29 protein-coding genes are annotated in these 25517 nt (G+C 65.0%); 11 read left to right on the top strand and 18 right to left on the bottom strand.

The features are described from left to right. The first annotated feature begins 62 nt into the window (after positions 1-62). Both AC1DQQ_RS18050 and AC1DQQ_RS18045 read left to right on the top strand, forming a co-directional pair. A complete protein-coding gene (locus AC1DQQ_RS18050; protein ID WP_478046177.1) occupies positions 63-1355 on the top strand; it encodes an alkaline phosphatase family protein in 1293 nt (430 codons plus the stop codon). Further along, the gene (locus AC1DQQ_RS18045; RefSeq protein ID WP_478033064.1) at positions 1352-1816 is read left to right on the top strand and encodes a MaoC family dehydratase; all 465 of its coding nucleotides are present in this window, start codon (positions 1352-1354) and stop codon (positions 1814-1816) included. The genes AC1DQQ_RS18050 and AC1DQQ_RS18045 overlap by 4 nt, the downstream gene beginning before the upstream one ends. Before the next feature lie 3 nt (positions 1817-1819). Here AC1DQQ_RS18045 and AC1DQQ_RS18040 read toward each other — a convergent pair whose 3' ends face one another. From AC1DQQ_RS18040 to petA, 5 genes are all read right to left on the bottom strand, one after another. Further along, entirely contained in the window at positions 1820-2272 is a 453-nt protein-coding gene (locus tag AC1DQQ_RS18040) for a hypothetical protein (RefSeq protein ID WP_478046175.1), read from the bottom strand. Positions 2273-2388: 116 nt separating this feature from the next. Beyond that, a complete protein-coding gene (locus AC1DQQ_RS18035) occupies positions 2389-2928 on the bottom strand; it encodes an adenine phosphoribosyltransferase (protein ID WP_478033066.1) in 540 nt (179 codons plus the stop codon). A gap of 60 nt (positions 2929-2988) precedes the next feature. Further along, entirely contained in the window at positions 2989-3849 is an 861-nt protein-coding gene (locus AC1DQQ_RS18030; RefSeq protein WP_478033067.1) for a cytochrome c1, read from the bottom strand. Between the two features lie 25 nt (positions 3850-3874). Then, positions 3875-5164: a cytochrome b gene (locus AC1DQQ_RS18025; RefSeq protein WP_478033068.1), complete on the bottom strand. Its 1290-nt coding sequence runs from the start codon at positions 5162-5164 to the stop codon at positions 3875-3877. A 14-nt stretch (positions 5165-5178) separates the two neighbouring features. Beyond that, the gene (petA, locus tag AC1DQQ_RS18020) at positions 5179-5754 is read right to left on the bottom strand and encodes a ubiquinol-cytochrome c reductase iron-sulfur subunit (protein ID WP_478033069.1); all 576 of its coding nucleotides are present in this window, start codon (positions 5752-5754) and stop codon (positions 5179-5181) included. A 145-nt stretch (positions 5755-5899) separates the two neighbouring features. Here petA and AC1DQQ_RS18015 point away from each other — a divergent pair, with 145 nt between their 5' ends. Both AC1DQQ_RS18015 and hemF read left to right on the top strand, forming a co-directional pair. Further along, on the top strand, positions 5900-6349 hold the full coding sequence (locus tag AC1DQQ_RS18015; RefSeq protein ID WP_478033070.1) for a tRNA (cytidine(34)-2'-O)-methyltransferase: 450 nt from the start codon (positions 5900-5902) through the stop codon (positions 6347-6349). After that, the gene (gene hemF / locus AC1DQQ_RS18010) at positions 6346-7188 is read left to right on the top strand and encodes an oxygen-dependent coproporphyrinogen oxidase (RefSeq protein WP_478043152.1); all 843 of its coding nucleotides are present in this window, start codon (positions 6346-6348) and stop codon (positions 7186-7188) included. Before AC1DQQ_RS18015 ends, hemF begins: the two co-directional genes overlap by 4 nt. On the opposite strand, the gene AC1DQQ_RS18005 is transcribed toward hemF, so the two are convergent. Then, positions 7175-7951 carry a hypothetical protein gene (locus AC1DQQ_RS18005; RefSeq protein ID WP_478046174.1) on the bottom strand — a complete coding sequence of 259 codons (777 nt, stop codon included), beginning with the start codon at positions 7949-7951 and terminating at the stop codon, positions 7175-7177. The two genes, hemF and AC1DQQ_RS18005, sit on opposite strands and share 14 nt — an antisense overlap. Continuing rightward, a complete protein-coding gene (locus tag AC1DQQ_RS18000) occupies positions 7948-8766 on the bottom strand; it encodes a hypothetical protein (RefSeq protein ID WP_478043150.1) in 819 nt (272 codons plus the stop codon). The genes AC1DQQ_RS18005 and AC1DQQ_RS18000 overlap by 4 nt, the downstream gene beginning before the upstream one ends. A 152-nt stretch (positions 8767-8918) precedes the next feature. Here AC1DQQ_RS18000 and lipB point away from each other — a divergent pair, with 152 nt between their 5' ends. The 3 genes from lipB (at position 8919) to AC1DQQ_RS17985 (ending at position 10746) form a co-directional block, all read left to right on the top strand. After that, complete coding sequence (gene lipB / locus AC1DQQ_RS17995) at positions 8919-9596, top strand: lipoyl(octanoyl) transferase LipB (RefSeq protein WP_478033074.1); 678 nt, start codon at positions 8919-8921, stop codon at positions 9594-9596. A gap of 67 nt (positions 9597-9663) precedes the next feature. Further along, a complete protein-coding gene (locus AC1DQQ_RS17990; protein WP_478033076.1) occupies positions 9664-9888 on the top strand; it encodes a hypothetical protein in 225 nt (74 codons plus the stop codon). Between the two features lie 180 nt (positions 9889-10068). Continuing rightward, positions 10069-10746: a hypothetical protein gene (locus tag AC1DQQ_RS17985; protein ID WP_478046172.1), complete on the top strand. Its 678-nt coding sequence runs from the start codon at positions 10069-10071 to the stop codon at positions 10744-10746. A gap of 9 nt (positions 10747-10755) precedes the next feature. Here the strand turns inward: AC1DQQ_RS17985 and queE are convergent, their stop codons facing one another. From queE to AC1DQQ_RS17945, 8 genes are all read right to left on the bottom strand, one after another. Beyond that, entirely contained in the window at positions 10756-11397 is a 642-nt protein-coding gene (queE, locus tag AC1DQQ_RS17980; RefSeq protein WP_478046170.1) for a 7-carboxy-7-deazaguanine synthase, read from the bottom strand. A 2-nt stretch (positions 11398-11399) separates the two neighbouring features. After that, positions 11400-12083 (bottom strand): 7-cyano-7-deazaguanine synthase QueC, encoded by a 684-nt coding sequence (gene queC, locus AC1DQQ_RS17975; RefSeq protein ID WP_478046169.1) that lies wholly within the window; start codon positions 12081-12083, stop codon positions 11400-11402. 354 nt (positions 12084-12437) lie between these two features. Further along, on the bottom strand, positions 12438-12854 hold the full coding sequence (locus AC1DQQ_RS17970; RefSeq protein WP_478033082.1) for a DUF3617 domain-containing protein: 417 nt from the start codon (positions 12852-12854) through the stop codon (positions 12438-12440). Between the two features lie 85 nt (positions 12855-12939). Continuing rightward, positions 12940-13848, bottom strand: coding sequence for an Hsp33 family molecular chaperone HslO (gene hslO, locus AC1DQQ_RS17965; protein WP_478033084.1), 909 nt, complete (start codon positions 13846-13848; stop codon positions 12940-12942). Between the two features lie 115 nt (positions 13849-13963). Then, positions 13964-14884 carry an ornithine carbamoyltransferase gene (gene argF / locus AC1DQQ_RS17960; RefSeq protein WP_478046168.1) on the bottom strand — a complete coding sequence of 307 codons (921 nt, stop codon included), beginning with the start codon at positions 14882-14884 and terminating at the stop codon, positions 13964-13966. Between the two features lie 199 nt (positions 14885-15083). Further along, positions 15084-16283, bottom strand: a complete 1200-nt coding sequence (locus AC1DQQ_RS17955; protein ID WP_478046166.1) for an acetylornithine transaminase — start codon at positions 16281-16283, stop codon at positions 15084-15086. 277 nt (positions 16284-16560) lie between these two features. Further along, on the bottom strand, positions 16561-17274 hold the full coding sequence (locus AC1DQQ_RS17950; protein WP_478043153.1) for a hypothetical protein: 714 nt from the start codon (positions 17272-17274) through the stop codon (positions 16561-16563). Positions 17275-17394: 120 nt separating this feature from the next. Next, complete coding sequence (locus tag AC1DQQ_RS17945; RefSeq protein WP_478033088.1) at positions 17395-18204, bottom strand: ABC transporter permease; 810 nt, start codon at positions 18202-18204, stop codon at positions 17395-17397. Positions 18205-18310: 106 nt separating this feature from the next. On the opposite strand from AC1DQQ_RS17945, the gene AC1DQQ_RS17940 reads away from it, so the two are divergent. The 4 genes from AC1DQQ_RS17940 to AC1DQQ_RS17925 all read left to right on the top strand — a co-directional run bounded on the left by AC1DQQ_RS17940 (position 18311) and on the right by AC1DQQ_RS17925 (position 23702). Then, on the top strand, positions 18311-18991 hold the full coding sequence (locus AC1DQQ_RS17940; protein ID WP_478033089.1) for a GcrA family cell cycle regulator: 681 nt from the start codon (positions 18311-18313) through the stop codon (positions 18989-18991). Between the two features lie 127 nt (positions 18992-19118). Then, on the top strand, positions 19119-21101 hold the full coding sequence (parE, locus tag AC1DQQ_RS17935; protein ID WP_478033090.1) for a DNA topoisomerase IV subunit B: 1983 nt from the start codon (positions 19119-19121) through the stop codon (positions 21099-21101). A 69-nt stretch (positions 21102-21170) separates the two neighbouring features. Further along, positions 21171-22376, top strand: coding sequence for a hypothetical protein (locus AC1DQQ_RS17930; protein WP_478033091.1), 1206 nt, complete (start codon positions 21171-21173; stop codon positions 22374-22376). Between the two features lie 3 nt (positions 22377-22379). Then, the gene (locus tag AC1DQQ_RS17925) at positions 22380-23702 is read left to right on the top strand and encodes a serine hydrolase (RefSeq protein WP_478046164.1); all 1323 of its coding nucleotides are present in this window, start codon (positions 22380-22382) and stop codon (positions 23700-23702) included. A 224-nt stretch (positions 23703-23926) separates the two neighbouring features. Here the strand turns inward: AC1DQQ_RS17925 and AC1DQQ_RS17920 are convergent, their stop codons facing one another. From AC1DQQ_RS17920 to AC1DQQ_RS17910, 3 genes are read right to left on the bottom strand one after another with little or no spacing between them, the layout of a single operon-like run. Beyond that, entirely contained in the window at positions 23927-24193 is a 267-nt protein-coding gene (locus AC1DQQ_RS17920) for a hypothetical protein (RefSeq protein WP_478043090.1), read from the bottom strand. Further along, entirely contained in the window at positions 24166-24705 is a 540-nt protein-coding gene (locus tag AC1DQQ_RS17915) for a GNAT family N-acetyltransferase (RefSeq protein ID WP_478046319.1), read from the bottom strand. The genes AC1DQQ_RS17920 and AC1DQQ_RS17915 overlap by 28 nt, the downstream gene beginning before the upstream one ends. Next, positions 24705-25496, bottom strand: coding sequence for a LysR family transcriptional regulator (locus AC1DQQ_RS17910; RefSeq protein ID WP_478046162.1), 792 nt, complete (start codon positions 25494-25496; stop codon positions 24705-24707). The genes AC1DQQ_RS17915 and AC1DQQ_RS17910 overlap by 1 nt, the downstream gene beginning before the upstream one ends. Positions 25497-25517 lie beyond the last annotated feature (21 nt).

Here is a 25517-nt window from a genome sequence, read left to right as displayed (position 1 = left end):
TCCAGCTTGCGCCTGAAACGACGGCCCGGCATGGCGGACGTGGATCGACCAAGGAGTCGTTGATGCGCTGGATTGCCCGGGCCGCCTTTCTCGCCGCCGTTGCTGCATTGCCGGGTTGTGCAGGGGCATCGCCGCCGCAGAGCGCGGCAAGCGCTCTGCCCACGCCGGTTGCCGAGGCCGAGGCGAAGGCACCGGTCACCGTCCTTGTCTCGATCGACGGCTTCCGCGCCGATTATCTCGATCGCGGCGTGACGTCCAATCTCAGCGCGCTCGCCGCCGCCGGCATCAGCAGCGCGATGCGGCCGAGCTATCCGTCCAAGACGTTCCCCAATCATTGGACCCTGGTCACCGGACTGCGCCCCGACCGCACCGGCATCGTCGCCAACAAGATGCTCGACGCATCGCGGCCGGGCGACACCTTCACCATGGCGTCGGACGACCCGTTCTGGTGGAACGCCGCGGAACCGATCTGGGTAACCGCGGAAAAGGCCGGGATCCGCACCGCCACCGCTTTCTGGCCGGGGTCGAACGTCGCCTGGGGCGGCGAGCGTTCGAAGGAGTGGCCCAATCAGGTGACCGGCGGCACGCGGCCCGAGGATTGGCTGCAATTCAACCAGGCGCTGAGCGACCGCCAGCGCGTCGACAGCGTAATCGACTGGCTGCGTCGCCCGGCCGGGACGCGTCCGCGCTTCGTCACGCTCTATTTCGACGAGGTCGATACCGCGGGTCATGAATTTGGTCCGGACGACCAGCGCACCACCGACGCGGTCGCCAATGTCGACAAGGCGATCGGCCGGCTACGCGACGAACTCGCCAAGCTTGGCCAGCCGGCAAATTTCGTCATCGTCGCCGATCACGGCATGGCGGCGATTTCCCAGGACCGGCTGATCGTACTCGATGCGTTCAGCAATCCTGACGATTATGACGTGGTCGAGGACGGGGTCTATGCCTCGATCAATCCCAAGGCCGGCAAACAGACGGCGGTCGAAAAGGCGCTCCTTGGCGCCCATGGCCAGCACCTCATTTGCTACCGCAAGGCCGAGGTGCCGGAACGCCTCCATTATGGGAAGAACCCGCGCGTGCCGGCCATCCTGTGTCTGCCCGATGCGGGCTGGACGGTCGTCGTCCACTCACCCAAGCGCAAGGTCGAGGGCGGCGCGCACGGCTATGACAATGACGCGCCCGACATGCGGGCGCTGTTCGTCGCCAGCGGCCCGGCGATCAAGCCGATCGGCAAGATCCCGACCTTCGACAATGTCGATGTCGCGCCGCTGCTGCGCGACCTGATCGCGCTGCCGCCTGGTCAGGGACTCGATGGCGACGACGCGCCCTTTCGCGGAGCTTTGGCAAAATGAGCGACGGTCTCAAATATTTCGAGGATCTGGTGGTCGGCACCAAAGCGAGCTTCGGCCGCTACGAAGTGACTCGTGATGAGGTGGTCGAGTTCGCCTCCAAATACGACCCCCAACCGTTCCACTTGTCTGACGAGGCAGCGGCGCAAACCTATTTCGGGCGATTGTCGGCCAGCGGCTGGCATACCGCCGCCATGGCCATGCGGATGGCGGTCGAGAATATGAAGGGCCAGCGCTCGGCGAGCCTCGGCTCGCCGGGAATCGACGAATTGCGCTGGCTCAAGCCGGTCTATCCGGGCGACGTCCTGCGCTGCGAGACCGAGCTTCTCGACAAGCGCGTATCGCAGAGCCGCCCGGAAATGGGCATCACCAAGGGCCGCACCACGGTGTTCAACCAGCATGACGAAGCGGTCATGACCTTCGTCGCCAACGGGCTGATCCGGACACGGCCCCAGGAGAATTAGTATTTAGTGGCCGCGGCGACGCCCGTCGCCGTCATTGCCGCGTCGACCATCGTTACCGCGCCAACCTCCGTTGCCGCCGCCATTACCACGCCAGCGATAGCCGTCGCTGCCGCCTGTCCGCGGACCGCGCTGGAAGCCGCGCCATTCGTCGCTGCGACCCGTCCCGCGCCATTGCGAGCCGCGGTTCTGCCAGTAACGCTGCTGGTTGCCGTCCCAACGATGCGGGCGACGATAGCGATCGTAGACGTAATAGCCGCTGCCGGGGTAATAATAGCCGCCGTACCAGCCATAATAGGGCGTGCCGTAGCCGCCATCGTAGAAATCGCTGTAATAGTCGCCATAATAACCGGGCGAGCCATAGCCAATACTGACGCCGCTATAGCCATAGCCGTCATCGACGCAGCCGCCTAGCGAGAGCAGCGACGCTGCACCCAACACCATGATGCCGATCTTCATTGAAACGTCTCCATACTCCGGAGCCGCGGCAAAAACGCGCCGCTGCCACTGAGTGGATAAAACGATTCGGAGGCGAAATCAGTTCCGCTTGGGCCGTTTCAGCCCAATCGGGGCGGTCAATGCCCTTCGAAGGCGAATAGCGAGGTGACTTGGACGCCATCACCGGCGAGCGCAGCCGCCCCGCCCAGGTCGGGCAGGTCGATGACGAACTGGACCTGGTCGACCACCGCGCCGGCCTTGCGCAGCAAGCGGATCGCGGCGCGTGCGGTACCGCCGGTGGCGATCAGATCGTCGACCAGCAGCACGCGCTGGCCGGGCACCAGCGCGTCCTCGTGCATGGTGATGCGATCGGTGCCGTATTCGAGTGCATAATCCTCCGCGATCGTCACGCCGGGCAGCTTGCCGTCCTTGCGGATCAGCAGCACGCCGGCGTTGAGCGGCACGGCGAGCGCGGCGGCGAACAGGAAGCCGCGTGCTTCGATCCCGGCGACGAGGTCGACCGGGCCCTCGACGGCCGCCGCCATGCGCCTGATGGTTTCGGCCAGTCCCTGCGCATCGAGCAGCAACGTCGTGATGTCGCGGAACATGATCCCGGGCTTGGGAAAGTCCGGGATCGTGCGGATCAGCGCCTTGAGGTCGTCATTAGCGTGGGTCATCGCGAACTCCGCGCGAAGATGACGATGGAAGATGGGGCGGCCGTTGCCGGCCGCGCCCGATCAATGCTTCACGTCGCGCCAGATGTTCCGGTACGCGCCGAACGCCAGCAGGCTCGAGAACAGCAGGAAGATCACTGCCATGAAGCCATATTGGTGACGCGTTTCCAGATTGGGATCGGCGGTCCACACCAGGAAAGCAGCCACGTCGCGCGCCATATTGTCGACCGTCGGCTTGGTGCCATCGGAATATTGCACCTGGCCTTCGGACCTGAGCGGCGGCGGCATCGCGATATTGAGGTTGGCGAAATACGGGTTGAAGTGCAGCCCGGTCGGCGTCTTCGCCTCGGGGAATTCCTTCAACAGCGCCGCGGGCTGATCCTGATAGCCGGTCAGCAGCGAATAGACATAGTCGGCGCCGCCGTGACGGGCGCGAGTCATGTAGCTGAGGTCGGGCGGGATCGCGTTGTTGTTGGCCGCACGCGCCGCAATGTCGTTGGCGAACGCCAGCGGGAAGCGGTCGGCCGGCACGCCCTTGCGGGTCGCCGCCTCACCCGTGTCCGGGTTGATCGACGGGATATTGTCGAAGCCGGCGGCAATCGCCTTCACCTGGCCTTCGCTATAGCCGAGCCCGGTGAGGTCGCGGAACGCGACATATTTGAGCGAGTGGCACGCCGCGCAGACTTCCTTATAGACCTGGAAGCCGCGCTGCAGCTGCTGCTTGTCGAACTTGCCGAACACACCCGCCGAACTCAGCCCCGCATCGCGCGGATGCTTGTGGAACTCGGTCTCGGCGGACTTGGGCGCACCCGTCCAGATCTTGGGCGTGCTGTCGGTCGCGACGCCCCACACGGTGATGACCAGTGCGATCGCGAGCACGCCCGCAAACGCCAACCCGACCAAAGCTGCAATCCAGCGAACCATCTGTCGTATATCCCCTATAGCTCGCTCAGCGCGCCAGCGCGGTTTCGGCTGGGCTCGTCCCGCCCTTGCCGGCCAGCACTGCCTCGGTGATCGAATTCGGCAGCGCCACCGGGCGTTCCGTCCGCGCAATCCACGGCAGGATCACCAGGAAGTGCAGGAAGTAATATGCCGAGCAGACCTGCGCCACGATCACGTACACCGGGTCAGCGGGCGAACCGCCACAATAGCCCAGGATCAGCACGTCAAGGACCAGTACCCAGAAAGCGATCCGTGCCTTGGGCCGGTAATTGTTCGAGCGGATCGGCGACGAATCGAGCCACGGCAGGAAGAACAGCAGCAGGATCGACCCGAACATCGCGAGCACGCCCCACAGCTTGGCCGGCAGGATGAAGTCCGAGGTGAACGAGCGCAGGATCGCGTAGAACGGCCAGAAATACCATTCAGGGACGATGTGCGCCGGCGTCTGCAACGGATTGGCCGCGATGTAATTGTCCGGGTGGCCGAGCATATCCGGGAAGAAGAACACCAACGCCGCGAACAGCAGCAGGAAGACGCCCAGTCCGAAGCCGTCCTTCGCGGTGTAGTACGGATGGAACGGCACCGTGTCCTGCTCACCCTTGACGTCGACCCCGGTCGGGTTGCCCGACCCAGGAATGTGCAGCGCCCAGATGTGCAGGATGATGACCGCCGCGATCACGAACGGCAGCAGATAATGGAGCGAGAAGAAGCGGTTGAGCGCGGCGTCGTCCGGCGCGTAACCGCCAAGCAACCATACGCGGATCGTCTCGCCGATCCCCGGGATCGCGGAGAAGAAGCCGGTGATGACCTGCGCGCCCCAGAAGCTCATCTGGCCCCAGGGAAGCACGTAGCCCATGAACGCGGTCGCCATCATCAGCAGGAAGATGACCACGCCGAGCAGCCACACCATCTCGCGCGGTGCCTTGTACGACCCGTAATAGAGCCCACGGAAGATGTGCGTGTAGACGACGATGAAGAACATGGACGCGCCGTTGGCGTGCGCATAGCGCAGGAACCAGCCGGCATTGACGTCGCGCATGATCGTGCCGTTGATCGACGAGAAAGCGGTCGCGGCGTCCGAGTGATAATGCATCGCCAGCACAATGCCGGTGACGATCTGGATCGCCAGAGCGGCGCCGGCAAGCACGCCGAAATTCCAGAAATAATTGAGGTTGCGCGGCACCGGATACCCGGCGCCCACCGCATTGTACGCCAGGCGCGGCAGCGGCAGCTTCTCATCGAGCCAGCGCATGAACGGCTGTTTCGGCTCGTAGTGATTGGCCCAGGGGAAACTCATCTTCTTCTACCCCCTTAACCGACCAGAACCGCGGTCGGTGACGTGAACTTGTACGGCGGCACGGCGAGATTCTTCGGCGCCGGCCCCTGACGGATGCGCCCGGCCGTGTCGTATTGCGAGCCGTGGCACGGGCAGAAATATCCGCCGAACTTGCCGCGATTGTCGCCCTCGTTGATGCCGAGCGGGATGCAGCCCAGATGGGTGCAGACGCCGAGCGTGATCAGCCAGTTCTCATGCCCCGGCTGAGTCCGCTTCTCGAGCGTTTCGGGATCGCGCAGATCCGACAGCGGCACCGCATTGGCCTCGGCGACTTCCTTCGGCGTCAGGTTGCGCACGAACAACGGCTGTTTGCGGAACGTCGTGATGACGCCCTGACCCGGCTGGATCTTCGACAAGTCGACCGTGGTGGTCGATTCCGCGAGAACGTCGGCCGACGGGCTCATCTGGTTGATCAGCGGATAGAGCACCGCGACCGCGCCGGCGGCGGCGGGAAACGCCACGGCGGCAATGTTCAGGAAGTCGCGGCGACGCGGATCGCTCACGCTATCGGGCGACTCACCCTCCGGAATCACATCGTCAACGGTCGCCATTCACCTGCCCTTGCACTTCAAATCCGGCGGCGGAACGCTCGGGGAACTAGCCTTTAGGAGGCCGCGCGCCCGCCAGAACCCTTCCGTCCCCACGGAAGTTGGGCGCCTGATAGACACGGGCATGCCGCTTTGCCAACGGGTTTTTATGCGCATCGCCCTTCACCAGCCCGACATCGCCGGAAACGTCGGCACCATCTTGCGACTGGCGGCCTGTCTTGGCGTGCCGGTTGATCTGATCGAACCGATGGGATTCGCCTTTTCCGACCGCGCCTTGGCGCGCGCCGGGATGGACTATGCGGCGCAGGCCGAAGTGACGCGCCACGCCGACTGGCCGGCCTTCGAAGCGGGCGTCACGGGGAGGATCGTCCTTTTATCCACCCTGGGCGCGGTGCGGCTCGACGCGGCAGAATTCGAACCCCACGACATCTTGCTGCTGGGAGCGGAGAGCGCGGGCGTGCCGCAATCGGTCCATGATCGGGCCGATCTTAGAGTCATGATTCCGATGCGGCCGGGCTTTCGGTCCTTGAACGTTGCGGTTTCCGCCGCCATCGCGCTGGGCGAAGCATTACGACAGACGAAGGGATGGCCCGAATGAAGGAGCTGGACGTCGAACAGGCGACCGCGAAACAGTGGTTCGAGCAGCTCCGCGACCTGATCTGCGCCGAATTCGAATCGATCGAGCGCGAAGCGGGGTCCGACGCACGGTTCGACTATATCGCCTGGAACCGGGTCGATCCGTCAGGCGCCGATGGTGGTGGCGGCGTGCGCGGCGTGATGAAAGGCAAGGTGTTCGAGAAAGTCGGCGTCAACGTCTCGACCGTCGGTGGCGCGTTCGACGGCGAGTTCGGCAAGACGATCCATGGCGCGGCCGACGATCCGACCTTCTTCGCGACCGGAATCAGCCTGGTCGCGCATATGGCCAATCCGCACGTCCCTGCGGTGCACATGAATACGCGCTTCCTGGTCACGACCAAGCGCTGGTTCGGCGGCGGCGCCGATCTCAACCCGCCCTTGCCGGTGGCGGCAGACACCGCCGATTTCCACGAGACGCTCAAGGCGGCATGCGATCGCCATGATCCGGCGCATTATCCGCGCTTCAAGCAATGGGCCGACGATTATTTCTATATCCCGCATCGCAAGGTGCATCGCGGCGTCGGCGGGATCTTTTACGATCATCTCGAGGGCGATTTCGCCGCCAATTTCGCCTTCACCCAGGAAGTCGGCCGAGCATTTCTCGACGCGTTCCCGCGGATCGTGCGGCGGCGGATGGGCGATACTTTCACCGATAACGACATCGCCGCGATGCGCGAATGGCGCGGCCGCTATGCCGAATTCAACCTGGTCTATGATCGCGGGACGCTGTTCGGGCTCAAGACCGGCGGCAATATCGATGCCATTTTGATGAGCTTACCGCCGGTCGCTACCTGGTCCTAAGCCGGCGATACGCCGCGACCTGGACCAGCGCCATGGCGATCCCGCCCAGGCCGGTGATCGCCGCTGCGATCACGTCGACGATCGCGCGTGCGATCGGATTGGGCGCGTGAGCCACCATCCAGGCGTCGACTTGCTCGAACGGCCAGGTCGCGATCGTCATCGCCAGGATCACCGTCATCACCGCCGCGGCGAGCGCAAGCGTGTTGCCGCGCGTCAAATGCAGGCTGCGGGTGATTGCCCTCAAGGCACCGACGGGGGCTTCGGCCAACAAGGTCGGCGCCAGCGCGATCGTTCGCGCCAATACCCAGAAGACGATCACGAAGAACGCGGCCATCAGCAGCGGCACCGCCTGCGCCAGCAACAGGGCTGCCGCGATCGGCACGGCGATGATCAGTCCCGCGAGCAGCAACAGCGGATAACGCCGCGCCGCGGCCATCAATGCCTTGCCCGCCGGCGGGTGGTCGCCCGCCAGGTATAAAGCGACGATCGCGAACTGGCCGAACAGCACGACCGCCTGCGCCGCGATCTGCCAGCCGCCGTAATTGACCATCCATTGGGTGAGGCCCTGTTCATAGGCTGCCATCGTCACCGATCCCGGCACGGCTTCGCCTGCCGCGGGCGGCGCGGGCATGTTGGGGATGAACATCGCCATCGCCAGCGCGGGCAGGAAAACGAACAGACCTCCCACCGCCGTCAGCACTTCCCAATCGCGCCGCCACAATCGCCAGGCATCGCGCATCAAAGCCGGAAAAGTGACCCTCACACGCCCTCGCGTGCCGACGTCGCCGCCAGATAGACTTTAGCCATGAAGCTCGACTGGATGACATAATAAGCCGTCGTCACTAGCCCGCCCAGAATCGCGACAATGATCGAGCCGATCGCGAATGGCCCGGCGGTGGGATCGAGAAATCGGAACAAGGCCCCGAATACCGAGGTCACCGCAATCGACGCGACGCCGACGACCAGCCCGAACAGCAGCACGACACCGAGCAGCTTCCAGGCGATCCCCCGGCTCAGCGCGAACGAGCGACGCAAGGCAGACACCACCCCGCCTTCCGCCGCCACTACGGGAACGAGCAGCGTGCTGAACCTGACCGAAACGAAGATGGCGACGATCAGCCAGACCAGGCCGTAAAGACCGATGAACCCGGCCAGGGCCGGCGAAATATCGGGCTTCGGGCCGGGGGAGGCACTGGTCAGCGCGGTCAGATCGACCCCGCTTGCGACCAGCGCGAGGATGATCGGCAGGAACAATAGGACGAGCACGGTGAACAGGATCAGCAGGGCCAACAGATAGTGCAGGAAACCACGTGTCGCGATCGATTGCGCCACGCCGCGTCCGGCATCGGGCCGCAGCGCCAGTGCGGTGATGGCGAGCTGGCCCCACAACATCGGCAGCAGCAGCGCGAGCACGATAGCTTGCCCCAGCCCCGGTGCGACTGCGGTGCCGGCAAGCTTGATCGCGCCCGATATCGATTGCGGCACGAAGATCGTCAGCAACGCGACCGGCACCACCGCGCCCAGATTATCGCTGAGGAACTCGGTGGTACGATCCCAGACGTTTCCCATATTGACCATATGCGGCCCCCGATTTCCCACATGCCGACCCAGTCGCCGGCCCGAGGACGCTTGACTAGGGCGTGTGCTCACGACTGGCAACGCCCTCACCCAAGCATCTTGTGGCGGTCGGTGACTTGCGCCCCGTCCCCGCGCGGGAGTAGCCCAGCGCGATGATCCCCGCCGATATCGAATGGCGCGTCTCGACCGAGCAAGTGCCTTATGCCGAAAGCCTGGCGGCGATGGAGGCCCGCGCCGCCGCGGTTTCTGCCGGCGATGCGCGCGAGCTCGTCTGGCTGCTCGAACACCCGCCTGTCTATACCGGAGGCACCAGCGCCGATCCTGCCGAACTGATTGATCCACGCTTTCCCGTCGTCCAAACCGGGCGTGGCGGGCGCTACACCTATCACGGCCCCGGCCAGCGCGTCGGCTATCTGGTGCTCGATCTCAACCGCCGCGGGCGCGACGTGCGCTGCTTCATCCATGAGCTCGAACACTGGCTGATCGCGACGCTGGGCGATTTCGGGATCGAGGCGCGGACCGAATCAGGTCGCGTCGGTATCTGGACCGGGCACGGCGCCGAGGAGGCGAAAATCGGCGCGATCGGGGTGCGGGTGAAACGGTGGGTGACCCTGCATGGTTTCGCCATCAACCTCGACCCGGATCTCGCACATTTTCGCGGAATCGTGCCGTGCGGCCTGGCCGACTATGCCGTGACCAGCGCGACCGCGTTGGGAAAAACCATTGCAGTTGAGGTATTTGACGCCGCATTGGCGCGTCATCTACCCGACTTTCTCGACGCGCTTTCCGCGCACGAAAAGCGGCTTGAGCAACTTCGGATTAGTGTCTAATGTCCCCCTTGATTTGGGTGATAAGGCCGGAAAAGCCGACCAAATCCACTATCTAGGGAGCTTCCAAATGCGTTCTTTCATCTCGAAGGCCGTGATCGGCACCATGATCGCGGGCGCCGCCCTGGCGGTTTCGGCCTGCACCAAGACCGAAACGACCACCAATGTCACCGACATGAACGTCACTGACGAAACCACCACCGACAACATGACTGCGGTCGATGGCGGCGCCATGAACGGCACCGACATGATGTCGAACGACACCACGACCACCACGACCAACACGACGATGTAATTCGTCTGGTCGTCCGCCTTCGGGCGGATGGTTAGGTTTCGAGGGGCCGTCCGTTCGTCGGGCGGCCCCTTTCGATTCGTGGCGCGGAGTCAGCAGACTTAAACACACCGAAACCTCTTGGGCGCGCAGGAAAATCACCGTAGGAAAGTGCCTGCGTAGGGGACGCGAGAAGGGACGAGGATGAAAATCGTGCGTATCATGGCGAGCCTATCGCTCGCCGCCGGCCTGTTCGCCGGATCACCGGCATCGGCGCAGTTTTTCCTGAAATCCTATGATTTCAGCGGAGCTGCGGTGACCGGTGCCGAGCCCGAAATGGGCATGCCGATGCCCGGTGCGACGCCGGCGGAAGTGCGCGCCGGACTGGTGTGGAACCTGCGCGCCGCGCTCAACGTCGCGGCGCTGCAATGCGATTTCGCGCCGATGCTGCTGACGGTCGACAATTACAACGCGATGCTGCACGATCATACGGCCGAGCTCAAAACCTCGCTCGACACGATTAACGCCTATTTCGTTCGCACTTCGAAGACCAAGGCCGCAGGCCAGGCCGCGTTCGACCGCTTCGGCACGCGCACTTATTCGGCCTTCGCCACCGTCGCCGCGCAATATGGTTTCTGCCAGACCGCCAGCAAGATCGGTCGCGAAGTGATCTTCACGCCACGCGGCCAATTGGGCGATGCCGCGGCCACCTATATGCGCGAACTGCGCAACAGCCTGATCCCCTATGGCGAACAGCAATTCCCGCGCGCCTTCTACGCCCGGACCTATCTGTTCCTGCCCGATTTCCAGCCCGACTGCTGGCGCAAGGGACGCTATAGCGCGACCTATTGCGGCAGCAGCGCCAAGAAAAAGAAGCGCTGAGTTAACGCCCTAGCGCAAGCCAAGCCGCTTGTGCGCCTGAAGCGTCAGGCGCCAGCGCGGACGCGCCATGACCAACGCGATCGCCTCGGCCTCGCTCGCGGCGTTGCCTTCGGCCGATCCGGTATCGAGCGGCTGCGCGAGCAGATGGGCGAAATCCCAGGCTTCCAATGCGTCGACATCGGTGCCGGGTTGCGGCCAGACCAGCTTCAGCTCGTCGCCCGAGCGCTGGACCACCTCGCTCCCCGCTTTGGGGCTGATACATACCCAGTCGATGCCGGGATGGACGGCAAGCGTGCCGTTGCTTTCGATCGCGATGATGAACCCGGCCGCGTGCAGCGCGTCGACCAAAGCATCGTCGACCTGAAGCATCGGCTCGCCACCGGTAAGCACGCAAAAACGCTCCTCGCGCCCCTTGCCCCAGAAACCCGCCGCTGCCTCGGCCAGCGCGGCGGCGTCGGCGAACCGCCCGCCGCCCTCGCCATCGGTGCCGACGAAATCGGTGTCGCAGAACCGGCAGACCGCGGTCGCGCGATCCTGTTCGCGCCCCGACCATAGATTGCATCCGGCGAAGCGAATGAACACCGCGCGCCGTCCGGCATTCACGCCCTCTCCCTGGAGCGTGAGGAACATCTCCTTGACCGCGTAGCTCATCGTCAGACGGCGTAGCGCGTCGGGTCGGGGATGCCGGCTTCCTCGAACCCCTTGGCGCGCAGGCGACAGCTGTCGCACAATCCGCAATGCACGCCGCCGGGCGCGGGATCGTAGCACGACCAGCTCATCCCGAGATCGAGCCCGAGCCGCGTGCCTTCGCGCACGATGTCCGCCTTGGTCATGTGCTGGAGCGGCGCGTGGATACGGAACCGGTCGCCCTCCACCCCTGCCTTGGTCGCGAGCGCCGCCATGTCCTCGAACGCGGCGACGAATTCGGGGCGGCAATCGGGATAGCCCGAATAATCGAGCGCATTGACTCCGATCACCAGGTCGCGCGCGCCGGCCGCCTCCGCCCAACCCAGCGACAGGCTGAGGAAGATCGTGTTGCGCGCGGGCACGTAGGTGACCGGGATGTCGCTGCCGACACCATCCTTTGGCACGTCGATCTCCGCGGTCAGCGCCGAACCGCCGAACGCGCGCAGATCGAGCGGCAGCACGACATGACGTTCGGCGCCCAGCGTGCCGGCGATTCGCCGCGCCGCGGCAAGCTCGATCTGGTGGCGCTGGTTATAGTCGACCGAAAGCGCGAGCAGGCGATAGCCCGCGGCCTTCATCGAGGCCGCGGCAACCATCGAATCGAGGCCGCCCGAGATCAGCGCGACCGCCAAAGGCGATGTAGTTTCCATGATCGGGCGGGAGCTAGGAGGTTAAGCCCTTTCTCGCAAGCCGCGACGCTTTTCAGTTCTTTCCGCTCTCTGCCCTCTCCCGCGCGCGGGAGAGGGATGGGTGAGGGTCTTCTTTCTTCTTCCAAGCGAACAGCGCGACAAAAGAAGAAGTAAGAAGACCCTCACCTTCCCACCGCCTTCGGCGGCGGGCCCCTCCCTCTCCCGCAAGCGGGAGAGGTGTAAAAACGGGAGAGGGGCGAAAAGAAGAGGGCCGCCTTGCGGCGGCCCAGTCTTGACGCTTCCAAGCGTCTTTCCAGGGAGGAAACGTGCCCGAAAGCACTTATCCTCTATAGCCCACCGACCCTAAACGCGGCCTTAACGGGCCGGCGGTGGCGCGCAAGCGCCTGTCCGGCGCCCCTCGTACACGATGTCGAACGGCTGCCCGAGCGGATCGATCCCTTGCGTATCGAGACGAATCAAGGTGGGACTTTCGAGCGTGATTGTGGTGCGGCCATAACCGCGACCCTGGCAGGTATAGTGGATCGTGGTGTGATCGGGCGCGTCGTCGATGGTGAAGCGCGTGCACTGGACGCCAGGATGGAACAGCTGAACCATCTGCAGCGGATTGTGCATGCACATCTGCCGCGGCGTGTCTGCGCTGCCGATCTCGTGCAACTGCCATTGCCCCAGGCCGAGCCGATCGAGCGCAATCGGCCCTGCCGCGACCGCCACGCCCGCGCCAAGACCCGCCATGGCCGCAAACGCGGCTAAGATGATCGTCCCCTTCCCCATGCGCACTCCTCTGCCATCCAAATGTGGCGATGGGCGGGCAGTGTTACAATCGTTAGAGTCTGGCTCAGCGAAGCTGAAAACGACCCTAGGGCGCGGCTAATTCCGCAGGCACCGGAAACGACTTCGCGCAGAACGCGCAATCGACGTTGATCATGCCATGCTCGTCGGCCATCTCGCGCCGGTCCTCGGGCGTGAATTTGGCGAGCACGCCGGCAATATACGCGGCGTCGCAGCGGCATCCCTTGCGGAAATCCGACCGCGCCTGCACGCGCACTTCCTCTTCTTCGTTGAACAGGCGCCAGATCAGGGTTTCCAACGGGATCGCGGCATCGGTGAGTTCGTCCGCCCCCATCGTCCGCCCCAGGATCGCGACATGCTCCCATTCGGGATGGTCGTGCCGCACATGCAGCCGCTCGCGCCCGATCTCGCCTTCCGGCAGATGTTGCAGCAACAGCCCGCCGGCGACGTGATGGCCGGTGCGATCGCGCGCGACCCCGAAATTGATCAGCGTCGGAATCTGTTCCGACTGGGCGAAATAGCTTTCCGCGGCCTCGGCCAGCGTTTCGCCGTCGAGTGGAACGATGCCCTGATAGCGTTCGCCGGTTCCCGCCAGATCGAAGGTGATCGCCAGATACCCTTCGCCGAACAAGGCGAACAGAGTCGGTTCCTCTGGCGCCTCGGCCAGGCGATCGGCATCGAACTGGACATAGCCGCGCAATTCGCCGCCGCGATAATCGCACACCAGCAGCTTCACCACGCCGGCCTGGGTCTGCGCCTGGATGGTGAGCTGCCCCAATGGATCCTTGAGCGTCGAGCCGATCAACGCTGTCAAGGTCAGCGCCTCGGCGAGCAACCGTTCGATCGCCGGCGGATAAGCATGCGCCGCCAGGATCTCATCGAGCACTGGCCCCAGCCGCACCAGCCGACCGCGCGCGTGGCGGGCGGGAATGGTGAAGCCGATCGTCTGGTCGAGGTCGGTAACGTCCGCGGTCATAACAATCCTTCGTCACCCCAGCGAAGCCGGAGCCTCTGGCGTCAGCGCTGCGCCAAATTGCGTGAGATGCCGGCCTGCGCCGGCGGGACGAATGTGGGGAGAGCGCCGCCCGCGATCAACCGATCTGCCCGAAGCACCAGCGCAGGATCGATTTCTGGGCGTGCAACCGGTTCTCCGCTTCGGGCCAGATCAGCGATTGCGGCCCGTCGAGCACCTCGGCAGTCACTTCCTCGCCGCGATGCGCGGGCAGGCAATGGAGGAATTTGGCACCAGGCTTCGCGCCCGCCATCAACTCGCCGGTCACCTGGAACGGCATCATCGCCGCGAGCTTGGTATCGGCATGCTCCTGCCCCATCGAGATCCAGGTGTCGGTGACGACGATGTCCGCGCCCTCCACCGCCTCGCGCGCGGTTCCAACCACCCGGGCGCGCCCGTTGCCCAGCGCGACGTCCGCTTCGGACGGCTGGAATCCCTGCGGGCAGGCGGCGATCACGTCGAACTGCATCAGCCCGGCCGCTTCCATCATCGAGGTGAGCACGTTGTTGCCGTCGCCCAGCCACGCGACCTTGAGCCCCGGCAGCGAATAGCCAGCCTCGATCACCGTCTGCAGGTCGGCGATGATCTGGCACGGATGTGAATAGTCGGTCAGGCCATTGATCACCGGCACGCTGGCATAGGCCGCGAGTTCCTCGACCTTGGCGTGATCGTCGGTGCGGATCATGATCGCGTCGACATAGCCCGACAGGATGCGCGCGGTGTCGGCGACCGTCTCGCCGCGGCCAAGCTGCATCTGGCCGGCATCCGTCACGATGCTGGTGCCGCCCAATTGGCGGATCGCCATGTCGAAGCTGAAGCGGGTGCGGGTCGAGTTCTTCTCGAACACCATCGCCAGCACATGCCCGGCGAGCGGCGCATCGGCGTCTATTTTGCCCTTGGGCCAGCCCGCGCGCGCCGCCTTGCGGTCGAGCGCATCCGCCAGCATCGCGGCAACGCCGTCAGGCCCGGCGTCGGACAGGTTGAGGAAGTGGCGGGTCAAATTCCCTCTCCCTTTGGGCGCATCAGGTCGGTCATGCCCCCGGCATGACCTAAACAGCGCGGGGCGCTGTTTACCTGATGCGGGAGGGAGCCGCGAAGCGGCGGAAGGGTGAGGGCAGAGAGGATGAGGCTGCCCTCACCCTTCCCACTCGGCTGCGCCGAGCGGRCCCCTTCCCTCTCCCGGGGGGAGAGGGAGATTATCACGCCGCCACGGTGGCGGCGGCATAGGTCCGCGCGCCTTCGCTCAGCCGCTCGATACATTCGGCGATATGGTTTTCCTCGATCACCAAGGGCGGCAGCACGCGGAACACATTCTCGCCCGCGGCGACCGTCAGCAATCCGTGATTGTCACGCAGGTGCGCGACGAAATCGCGGCTGACCCCCGGCTCCTTCATCTTGATACCGAGCATCAGACCCTTGCCGCGGATTTCCTCGAACAGATCGTCATGGTTCGGAATGAGCTGTTCGAACGCTGCACGCAGGCGGTCGCCCATCGCGGTGACGTGCTCGAGAAAGCCCGGCTCGAGCATCACGTCGAGCACCGCTTCGCCCGCCGCCATCGCCAGCGGATTGCCGCCATAGGTCGAGCCATGCGTGCCGATTACCATCCCCTTGGCCGCTTCCTCGGTGGCGAGGCACGCGCCGAGCGGGAAGCCGCCGCCGATGCCCTTGGCCACGGTCATGATGTCGGGAGTGATGCCGTAATGTTCATAGGCCCACATCTTGCCGGTACGCCCATAGCCGCACTGGATTTCGTCGAGGATGAGCAACAGGCCGTGCTCGTCGCACGCCTTGCGCAGGCCCCGGATGAACTCGGGCGTGCCGGCGGTCATCCCGCCCTCGCCCTGCACCGTCTCGACCAGGAAGCCGGCGGTCTCGTCATCGATCAGCGCCAGCGCACCTTCGAGGTCGTTGAACCTGGCATAGTCGAAGCCTGGCAGCAGCGGTTCGAACCCGTCGCGCATCTTGGGCTGATCGGTCGCGCTGATCGCGCCGAGCGAGCGGCCGTGGAAAGCGTTCTTGAAGGTAATCAGTTTGTAGCGTTCGGGATTGCCGTTGACGTCGTGATAGCGGCGCGCGGTCTTGATCGCGCACTCGATCGCCTCGACGCCCGAATTGGTGAAGAACACCGTGTCGGCGAAGCTGATGTCGACAATGCGCTGCGCCAGGCTCTCGCCCTGCGGCGAGCCGTACAGGTTCGACACGTGCATCAGGGTCGCGGCCTGGTCGGCGATCGCCTTGGTCAGCTTGGGATGGCCATGGCCGAGCGCATTGACCGCAATGCCGGCGGCGAAATCGAGATAACGCTCGCCGCGCTCACCAATCAGGAAGCAGCCCTCGCCTCGGACCGGACGCACCCCGCACCGCGGATAGACGGGCATGAGCGGAGTGATAGTCACGGCGATGGCCTCCTTCAGTTGCGAAAAAGCAAAAAGGGCGGCCCATCCGGACCGCCCGGAGCGGGCATTTACTTGGTCCGGCCACGGAGCGTCAACACCATGGGGTCGAATCGGCCATGACAGGGGTTTGGTGGGTCATGCCCAGGGTGCATGATACCCGGACCGCTTTGCCGCACGAGCCGGTCGAAACGATCGACAAGCGCTGCCGACCGCGGTCGTAGGCTCGTCCGGATGGCGCGGGCGACGGGTGGCGGGACACTCCGCCACCCGCTGCTGATCAGTTGTTGCGCGGCTGGTAGATGCCGTCGTCGGGCGGCGGCATATTGTCTTCGTCCTGCCCGTTGGGATCGTCATAGCGCTGATCGTCATTGGGCGGGGGCGCCGCGCCATAAGAGTCGCCGGCCGGAGGCGTCGCGCGGTAGGAATCGTAATTCTGCGGCGCAGTACGGCTGGGATCGTATGACGGCGCCGTACGGTACGGATCGTTCGTGCGCGGCGCGGTATTATAGGCGTCGTCCGGCGCGGACGAATACGGTTGCCCCTGGTCGTCATCGTCGCCGGGCGCGCGCCGGGCACTGTCATAACCGCCCTGAGGCGTCGACCCATAAGCGGGCGGATAGTCCGTCGATCGGCCGCGATAGGCATAGTCATTGCCCGAGTCGCCGCGCGCCTCGCGCAGATCGCGCAGCAGCGCAAAGGTCCGGCGCGTGAGATCGCGGCGCACATCGCCATCGTCGTCGCGCTGGGCGCGGCGGTCCAGCCGCACCAGCTCGTCGGCTTGTTCGCGCAAATTGCTCGCCTGATCGTCGGAAATCTCGCCGCGGCCCTGGGCGGTATCGATCATCGAGCGGACCTGATACGGCGTCGGCACCGAGCGACGGGCATAGCCGTTACCGTAACTGCCAGAATAATCGGGATTATAGGATTGCGCCGTCGCAGGCGCGGCGCTCAGGACGGCGAGACTCGCCGCCGATATCAACAGAATGCGCATTACCGGAACTCCACTGGGTGGGATCATAACGCGCGGTAGCAGTGGGATGTTGCGTGCAGGCTGAATGGCCGCGTCAGCCGGCGTTCACGCACACCGGCCAAGCGCCACGACGGGGACCGGTCAGGACTTGATCTTCCAGCCCTTGTTGAGCAGCCAGTAACAGGTCAGCGCGAGGACCACGTCCAGGCCAAACACCACCGCGCTGCCGATCAGTACCGGCGAATCGGCGGTGCCGAGGAAGCCGTAGCGAAAGCCCGAGATGATGTAGAAGAACGGGTTGGCATGGCTGAACGCGCGGAACGCCGGCGCCAGGCGATCGACCGAATAGAAAGTGCCCGACAACAGCCCGAGCGGCACGATGACGAAATTGGTCACCGCCGCGGCATGGTCGAACTTGTCCGCCCAGATCGAGGTCAGCACGCCGAGCAGCGACAGGAACGCTGCCCCCAGGAACCCGAACCAGATCACCGCCCAGAGATGCTGCGGCCAGACGCCGATGCCGTAAAGCGCCATCGCTGCCCAGACGATGAAGCCGACGATGAACGCGCGCGTCATCGCCCCGCCGACCAACGCCGCGAGCAATTCCATCGTCGACAAGGGCGGCATCAGATAGTCGACGATCGTCCCCTGGATCTTGCCGACCAGCAGCGAGAAGCTGGCATTGGCGAAGGCCGGGCCCATCATTCCCTGGCTGATGATCAGCCCCGGCGCGATGAAATCGCCGAACGGAATGTCGACGCCGCCGACCGTCACCGGCCGTTTGGCGCCCGTCGCGACGGTGAAAACGACCAGAAATAGCAAGGTCGTGGCGGCCGGCGCCCAGATCGTCTGCAGGTGCACCTTGAAGAAACGGCGCACCTCCTTCACATAGAGGGTTCTCAGGCCACCCCAGTTCACGCTCCGGATCACCGGAACGCCGGGGGGTGCCATAACAGTGATTTTCTCACCGGAAGTGGTGGGCGCGTCCATCGGCCACGCAGGTAGGCGCTGACGCGATGCCCCGCAACCGTCCGGTGACGTTTTGGAAGGAATGTGAATGAGCTGGACCGACGACCGCATCGATACGCTGAGGACGATGTGGGAAAAGGGCATGACGGCGAGCCAGATCGCCGAGGCGCTGGGCGATGTCAGCCGCAACGCGGTGATCGGCAAGGCCCATCGCCTGGGCCTGCAATCGCGCCCGTCGCCGGTGAAGCCGAATGACGACAGCGCGTCGGCGGCGCCCTCCCCAGCGCCGGTCAAGAAGGCGGCGCCGCCCGTGACCGAGGCACCACGCCCCGCGCCCGCTCCTGCCCCCGCACCCGCCGCGGCCCCAGCGGCGTCGTCGGCCGCGGCGATACCCACTACGCCTGCTACCCCTGCCCCCGACGCCCCGCCGCAGCCGATCCTGCGCTCGGTCGGTCCCGGCGGCTTCGTGCGCCAGGCACCGGGCGAGCAGCAGCCGCCAATCGCCCCCGCACCGCCGCGCCGCCTGGTCCCGGCCAAGCCGTCGCCCGAGATTGCCGGCAAGACCAGCCTGCTCGATCTCAACGACAAGATCTGCAAATGGCCGCTCGGCCACCCCGGCGAACCCGATTTCCATTTCTGCGGCGACAAGGTGAACCCGGGTTTCCCCTATTGCGTCGCGCATTGCGGCCACGCCTATCAGGCACAGCTGCCGCGCCGCGATCGCCGTCCGCCGCCGCCGCTGCCGTTTGGCGGCCCGCGCGTCCGCTGATCCGGGATCATCGATGAACGCAAATCGCGCGTCCGAACAGCATTCGGGCGCGCGATTTGCTGTGGATAGCCGACGCCGTCTTGCGCGCGGCCCTTGCGGCGGATTCCGCCCCTCCTATACGTGATACATGTCCGACGATTTGTTCGCTTCCTCCGGTAAGCCCGGCACCGACTATGACGCCTCCTCGATCGAAGTGCTCGAGGGGCTCGAACCCGTCCGCCGCCGCCCCGGAATGTATGTCGGTGGCACCGACGAGCGCGCGATGCATCACCTCGCCGCCGAAGTGCTCGACAATTCGATGGATGAGGCGGTGGCCGGGCACGCCACCCGGATCGAGGTCACGCTTGAGGTCGGCAACCGGCTGACCGTCGTCGACAATGGCCGGGGCATGCCGGTCGACCCGCATCCCAAATTCCCCGACAAATCGGCGCTCGAAGTGATTCTCTCGATGCTGCATTCGGGCGGCAAGTTCGACGGCAAGGCCTATGCGACCTCGGGCGGGCTGCACGGCGTCGGCATCAGCGTGGTCAACGCGCTGAGCGAGGACACCGTGATCGAGGTCGCGCGCAATCGCGAATTGTTCCGCCAGCGTTTCTCCAAGGGACTGACGCTCGGGCCGATCGAGAAATTGGGGCCGACTCCCAATCGCCGCGGCACCTCGGTCGCGTTCACGCCCGACCCCGAGATTTTCGGACCCGAATTGCACTTCAAGCCGGCGCGGCTGTACAAATTGGCGCGCTCGAAGGCGTATCTGTTTGCCGGCGTCGAGATCCGCTGGAAATGCGCGCCCGAGCTCATCACCGACGACACTCCGGCGGAAGCGGTGTTCCAATTCCCCGGCGGCCTGGCTGATCATCTGAAGGAACAGATCGGCGACCGCGAATGCGCCACCGCCAATTTCTTCGCGGGCAGCCAGGACTTCCCCGGCGAGCAACAGGGCCGCGTCGAATGGGCGGTGGCCTGGCCGTTATGGTCCGACGGCAGCTATAGCTGGTATTGCAACACCATCCCGACCCCTGACGGCGGCACCCACGAAGCGGGTCTGCGCGCCGCGCTCGTCCGCGGCATCCGTGCGTTCGGCGAATTGGTCGGGCAGAAGCGCGCCAAGGACATCACCGCCGACGACGTGATGGTCGGATGCGAGTTGATGCTTTCGGTTTTCATTCGCGAGCCGCAATTCCAGAGCCAGACCAAGGACCGTCTCACCAGTCCCGAAGCGGCGACCATGGTCGAGCGCGCTGTCCGCGACCATTTCGACCATTTCCTCTCCGACAATATGGATCGCGGCAAGGCGCTGCTCGGCTATGTCGTCGAGCGGATGGACGAGCGCCTGCGCCGCAAGCAGGAGCGTGAGGTCAAGCGCAAGTCGGCGACGTCGGGGCGCAAGCTGCGCCTGCCGGGCAAGCTGACCGATTGCTCGGCCGACGATCCCGCCGGTACCGAGATTTTCATCGTCGAAGGCGATTCGGCCGGCGGATCGGCCAAGCAGGCGCGCGACCGCAAGACCCAGGCGATCCTGCCGATCCGCGGCAAGATCCTCAACGTCGCCTCGGCGACCAGCGCCAAGATCTTCGCCAATCAGGAAATCGCCGACCTGACGCTGGCGCTGGGATGCGGGACGCGCAAGGATTGCGAGCCCGACAATCTGCGCTACGAACGCGTCATCATCATGACCGACGCCGATGTCGACGGCGCGCATATCGCGACCTTGCTGATGACCTTCTTCTTTCAGGAGATGCCCGATATCGTCCGGCGCGGGCACCTCTATCTGGCGCAGCCGCCGCTCTATCGTCTGACCTCGGGAACCAAGAGCCTGTACGCGCGCGACGACGCGCATCGTGCGGAACTCGAGGCGAAGGAATTCAAGGGCAAGAAGGTCGAGGTCAGCCGGTTCAAGGGCTTGGGCGAGATGAACCCCAACCAGCTCAAGGAAACGACGATGCATCCCGGCTCGCGCGGGCTGATCCGGATCACCTTGCCGCAGGAATATGAGGAGCGCGCGGGCGTCAAGGATCTGGTCGACCGGCTGATGGGCACCAACCCGGCGCACCGCTTCGCCTTCATCCAGGAAAATGCCGCCAGATTGGACGAAGAAGCCATCGACGCCTGATCGCGCGAGGCTTCCGCTATTCGAAGCAGAATGGTACGAATAGCCGCCGCGTCTTGGAGGATTCACGTCATGTCGCGTAGTTTAATCCTGTTCGCTTCATTGCTCGTCTCTGCTCCGGCCGCCGTTGTTGCGCAGGATAAGGTGGCCGACGCTTCCAAGGCCGACATCATCATTATCGGCGAGCGCCTTCCCGACCTGCAAAAAGCGCTGAATGCCTGTGTCGAGCGGAAATGTCCGCCCGATCAGGACATCAATGCCACGCTGAAGGTCGCCGAACACCAGTTCGTCGACGGCAAATATGAGGATGCGCGTTCCACGCTGTTAAAGTCGATCGGCCGCAACAAGCGCTTCGCGCACGACTATCCCGAACCGGTAGCCGACCTGCTCCGCGCCAATTACCGGATCGCCGCGCATCTGGGCGACGGAGAGGCGTTCCGCGTCGGCACGTTCGATATGGTGAGCGCACTCAAGGCCGGTCTGCCCGAGAAAGATCCGCGCGTGCTGGGCGGGGAGGTCGAAGTCGGCGACATGTATGCGCGGTTCAACCGTGTTGACGAGGCAGTCGACAAATATTCGAGCGTCGAGCGCCAGGCGGTGAAGCTCGGCCTGTACAATATCCAGGGCATGGCACGCCTGCGTATCGTCGGGCTGTACAGCCAGCTCGCGATAGCGCTGCCGTTCGAATATAAGGGCGAAGCGCGCAAGGCGGCGGACTGGCTGATCAACAATCCCGATCCGCACATGAAGCCGTTCGGCCAGGCCGCACGCGTGCTAATGGCGCGCCTGGATGCCAAGACCGGCGACCCCAGTGCAGTCGACAAGCTGATCGCCGATTATCGCGCCACCGATCAGGGCAGTGCACCGGTACTGCTTTATGCTCCACCGCTCAAATCGACCGACGACACCGACCGCGGCGCAAATTCGGGAGAGACGCTGACCAAATTATCGCGGACCAATTATGATGGCGAATGGGTCGATATCGGCTTTTGGGTAACCCCTGACGGCCGGGTCAGCGATGCCGGCGTGTTGCGGTCGGGCAAACCGGCCGATGAGCCCTATTGGATAAAGCCGATCCTGGCAGGGATAAGCGCTCGGCGTTATGCCCCGCTCAAAATAGATCCGTCGCAGCCGGGGATAATGCGCATTGAACGCTATACGCTGACCGCGCGACTCACGACCAATACGGGCTCGCGGTTGCTGGTCCGGGAGGCTAGGCCGCAGATCGAGATGCTCGATCTGTCGGTCGATCCGCCGGCCGGTCCGAAAGCGAGCTGAAATTTGGCGAAACGCGTGTGGACGATCCGCGCGCTCGTCGCGCTCGCCTTCCTGGCACCAACCGCGCCCGCATCCGCCCAGTCGCCTGCTACCAACGCCGTGACTGCCGATCCCGCGCTCAACGCGCGGACCGCGGAATTGATCGCCGCGATCACGGGAGCGCAAAGCTACGACAGTTATTTCGCGCCGAGTTTCCGGGCGGCGCTAGCCAGGGCAAAGTGGGACGCAGTGGTCGCGTCGATGACCGCGCAGATGGGCAAGCCGCTGGCGATCGACAGACTGACCGCGGTCACGCCGTTCTCGGCCAATCTGCGCGTCCGGTTCGAGCGTGGCGTGGTCAATGCCCAGATCGCGATCGACCCGGCGCCGCCGCATCAGGTCGTGGGGTTGTTGTTCACCGGCCCAGAAATGGCGGGGGATACGCTCGACAAGCTTGCCGCCGATATCCGCGCGCTGCCCGGGACGACCGGCCTCGGCATCTATGCGCTCGGCGAAGGCGCGCCGCGTCTGGTGGCCGGGATCGCGCCCGACAAGGCGATGCCGCTCGGCTCGGCGTTCAAGCTGTGGGTGCTTGGCGAAGTGGCGCGCGAGGTGGGTGCGGGCGAGCGCAAATGGAGCGATGTGGTGCCGATCGGGCCCGCCTCGCTGCCCTCGGGCATCACCCAGAACTGGCCGGCGGGCAGCCCGGTGACGGTCCAGACGCTCGCCACCCTGATGATCTCGATCAGCGACAATACCGCGACGGACACGTTGGTGTCGCTCGAAGGCGATCGGCTCGATGACTTCGTGACCAAGGCGGGCGCGCCCGGCCTAGCGCCGATGCTGACGACGCGACAGATGTTTGCCCTGAAAAGTCCCGCCAATGCCGATCTCGCGGCACAATGGGCGACGTCGTTGATGCCGTCGGCAAGGCGCACGCTGCTCGACAGGAACGCGGCGCGGTTACGGACGACGCCAGTCGATCCGATGATGTTCGCCGGCAGGCCGACCAAGATCGATACACTCGAATGGTTCGCCAGTCCCGCCGAGACTGCCGGAATCCTGGATTGGCTCCGCAAGCAGGGTGGCGAGACACCCTTGTCGCTGCTGGCGATCAATCCCGGGATCGATCCCACAACGCGCGGCAAGTTCGATTATATCGGGTTCAAGGGCGGGTCGGAACCGGGCGTCGTCACGCTCAATTTCCTGGTCAGGCGCAAGGACGGGCGCTGGCTGGCGATCGCCGCCGGCTGGCATCGCAACGACGCCGGTGTCGAGGAGAACCGGCTCATCATGCTGATGACACGGGCACTGGTGCTGCTTGCCGACGCACCCTTGCCGAACTGACCGGCGATACATTTCGTCTCGGGACGGCAGCGCGGGAAGGCGAGAATCCCTTCTCCCCTTGTGGGAGAAGGAGGGGCCCATCGGGGCCGCGCGGCGCTTCGCGCCGCTGACCCCTCATCCAACCTCCGCTAGGCAGCATAGCCGCCAAGCTGCGGTATCCTTCTCCCACAAGGGGAGAAGGTTGGGACGCGCCCATCTTCAGCGCCTGGGCGCAATTCGCCGGGCTACCCCCCGCGCATCCGGCGCGCGTGATAAGCCATTCGCAGTGCGATCGCGGTCAGCATCAGCAGCATTCCCCAGGCGACGACGATCATCGGGATCAGCGCAGGGATCGCCGGCCAGGCCCAGGCGCGCAACCCGGCGACCATGGCGCCGATCAAGGTGATCCCGATCCCGCCCCAGCGCACGCCGCTGGCGACGCCACGCAGTTCGCGACGATACGCCGCCAACTCGAGCGGGTCTTTCAGGTTGGGCGGCGGGCGGCTTTCCATTCGTCCTCCAGCAACCCCCAGATCAGGCTGTCGCGCACGCCGATATGCGTTTCCCATTCGGCACGCAGCCGGGCTTCGCGCGTGAAACCGAGCCGTTCGAGCACCGCGATCGACGTGTTGTTGTCGGGGTCGGTGTCGGCGAACACGCGCCTTTGCCCTTCCGCGAACAACAGGTCGATCATCGCCGCAACCGCTTCGGTGACGATGCCGCGACCCCAGAAAGCGCGCTTCAGCACATAGCCGATCTCGGTCACCTTGCCCTGCCGCTTTTCATAGCAGGCGACGGTGCCGATCGCGGTGTCGTCGCCCTTCAGCGTGACAGCCCAGGCGCGCCAGGTCGGATCGGCAATGCTTTTTTCCAGCCGCGCGCGGCTTTCGTCCAAGGTCGTGGTCGCTGGATGCGAGCCGTAGGTATTGGCCTCGACGTCCGAATACATCGGATGCAGTGCCTCGGCGTCTTCGATGCGCAGCGGACGCAGCACCAGCCGCTCGGTCACCATGACCGGCAGCATCACGCGCCCAGCGCCTCCACCAGCGCCTTGACCTTCTTCTGCCGCCATTGCGGCAAGGGAGCGACCAGCCAATAGCCCAGGCGATAGGGCTTGGCCTCGCCGATCGCGACGATCCGGCCCGCCGCGATGTCGCGCCGCGCGAGCAATTCCGGCACCGTTGCCCGGCCCAGTCCTTCAGCAGCGGCGTCGATCGCCAATCCGGCATCGGCGACGCGGACCAGCGACACCGCATCGTCGTTGAGGCACCCCGGCCAGGAGATCCGTGTATCGGCACCGCCGCCCGGCCGCTGCACCGTGATCATACCTTCGGATTCGAGCGCTTCGCCCTCATGTTCGCCCGGCCCCTCGCCCCAGCGGATCGCGAGGTCGAGATTGGCCTGGGTGAAATCGAGTTCCTCGTCGGCGGCGATCAGCATGAAGCGCATCTCGCCATCGGCCGCGCTGATCTCGGCGAGCCGCGGCATCAGCCAGCAATGCAGCACATCGCGCGGTGCGGCGATGGTCAGCGACTTGGACGACTGGCCGGCCTGCATCGCGCGGACCGCTTCCTCGAATTGCAGGAAACCCTGGCGCAATGCGTCGAGCCCGGCCTCGCCTTCGGGCGTCAATTCCAGGCCCTTGGTCGTGCGGCGGAACAGCACCACGCCGAGTGTGTCCTCGAGCGCGCGGATCTGCTGCCCGACCGCAGCCGGGGTCACCGCGAGTTCGTCGGCAGCGCGGGTGAAGGACAGGTGCCGGRCCGCGGCGTCGAGCACACGCAGGCCGTTGAGGGGAAGATGGGTGCGCTTCATCTCGCGTCGCCCCGGCGAAGG

This window comes from Sphingomonas sp. P4_G3, from assembly GCF_056401105.1.
This window is presented reverse-complemented; position numbering and strand designations above follow the sequence as displayed.

Coding starts and splice junctions, on each gene's coding strand:
- AC1DQQ_RS18050 (WP_478046177.1), top strand. CDS start 63: ATGCGCTGGATTGCCCGGGCCGCCTTTCTCGCCGCCGTTGCTGCATTG.
- AC1DQQ_RS18045 (WP_478033064.1), top strand. CDS start 1,352: ATGAGCGACGGTCTCAAATATTTCGAGGATCTGGTGGTCGGCACCAAA.
- AC1DQQ_RS18040 (WP_478046175.1), bottom strand. CDS start 2,272: ATGAAGATCGGCATCATGGTGTTGGGTGCAGCGTCGCTGCTCTCGCTA.
- AC1DQQ_RS18035 (WP_478033066.1), bottom strand. CDS start 2,928: ATGACCCACGCTAATGACGACCTCAAGGCGCTGATCCGCACGATCCCG.
- AC1DQQ_RS18030 (WP_478033067.1), bottom strand. CDS start 3,849: ATGGTTCGCTGGATTGCAGCTTTGGTCGGGTTGGCGTTTGCGGGCGTG.
- AC1DQQ_RS18025 (WP_478033068.1), bottom strand. CDS start 5,164: ATGAGTTTCCCCTGGGCCAATCACTACGAGCCGAAACAGCCGTTCATG.
- petA (WP_478033069.1), bottom strand. CDS start 5,754: ATGGCGACCGTTGACGATGTGATTCCGGAGGGTGAGTCGCCCGATAGC.
- AC1DQQ_RS18015 (WP_478033070.1), top strand. CDS start 5,900: ATGCGCATCGCCCTTCACCAGCCCGACATCGCCGGAAACGTCGGCACC.
- hemF (WP_478043152.1), top strand. CDS start 6,346: ATGAAGGAGCTGGACGTCGAACAGGCGACCGCGAAACAGTGGTTCGAG.
- AC1DQQ_RS18000 (WP_478043150.1), bottom strand. CDS start 8,766: ATGGTCAATATGGGAAACGTCTGGGATCGTACCACCGAGTTCCTCAGC.
- lipB (WP_478033074.1), top strand. CDS start 8,919: ATGATCCCCGCCGATATCGAATGGCGCGTCTCGACCGAGCAAGTGCCT.
- AC1DQQ_RS17990 (WP_478033076.1), top strand. CDS start 9,664: ATGCGTTCTTTCATCTCGAAGGCCGTGATCGGCACCATGATCGCGGGC.
- AC1DQQ_RS17985 (WP_478046172.1), top strand. CDS start 10,069: ATGAAAATCGTGCGTATCATGGCGAGCCTATCGCTCGCCGCCGGCCTG.
- queE (WP_478046170.1), bottom strand. CDS start 11,397: ATGAGCTACGCGGTCAAGGAGATGTTCCTCACGCTCCAGGGAGAGGGC.
- queC (WP_478046169.1), bottom strand. CDS start 12,083: ATGGAAACTACATCGCCTTTGGCGGTCGCGCTGATCTCGGGCGGCCTC.
- AC1DQQ_RS17970 (WP_478033082.1), bottom strand. CDS start 12,854: ATGGGGAAGGGGACGATCATCTTAGCCGCGTTTGCGGCCATGGCGGGT.
- hslO (WP_478033084.1), bottom strand. CDS start 13,848: ATGACCGCGGACGTTACCGACCTCGACCAGACGATCGGCTTCACCATT.
- AC1DQQ_RS17950 (WP_478043153.1), bottom strand. CDS start 17,274: ATGCGCATTCTGTTGATATCGGCGGCGAGTCTCGCCGTCCTGAGCGCC.
- AC1DQQ_RS17945 (WP_478033088.1), bottom strand. CDS start 18,204: ATGGCACCCCCCGGCGTTCCGGTGATCCGGAGCGTGAACTGGGGTGGC.
- AC1DQQ_RS17940 (WP_478033089.1), top strand. CDS start 18,311: ATGAGCTGGACCGACGACCGCATCGATACGCTGAGGACGATGTGGGAA.
- parE (WP_478033090.1), top strand. CDS start 19,119: ATGTCCGACGATTTGTTCGCTTCCTCCGGTAAGCCCGGCACCGACTAT.
- AC1DQQ_RS17930 (WP_478033091.1), top strand. CDS start 21,171: ATGTCGCGTAGTTTAATCCTGTTCGCTTCATTGCTCGTCTCTGCTCCG.
- AC1DQQ_RS17920 (WP_478043090.1), bottom strand. CDS start 24,193: ATGGAAAGCCGCCCGCCGCCCAACCTGAAAGACCCGCTCGAGTTGGCG.
- AC1DQQ_RS17915 (WP_478046319.1), bottom strand. CDS start 24,705: ATGCTGCCGGTCATGGTGACCGAGCGGCTGGTGCTGCGTCCGCTGCGC.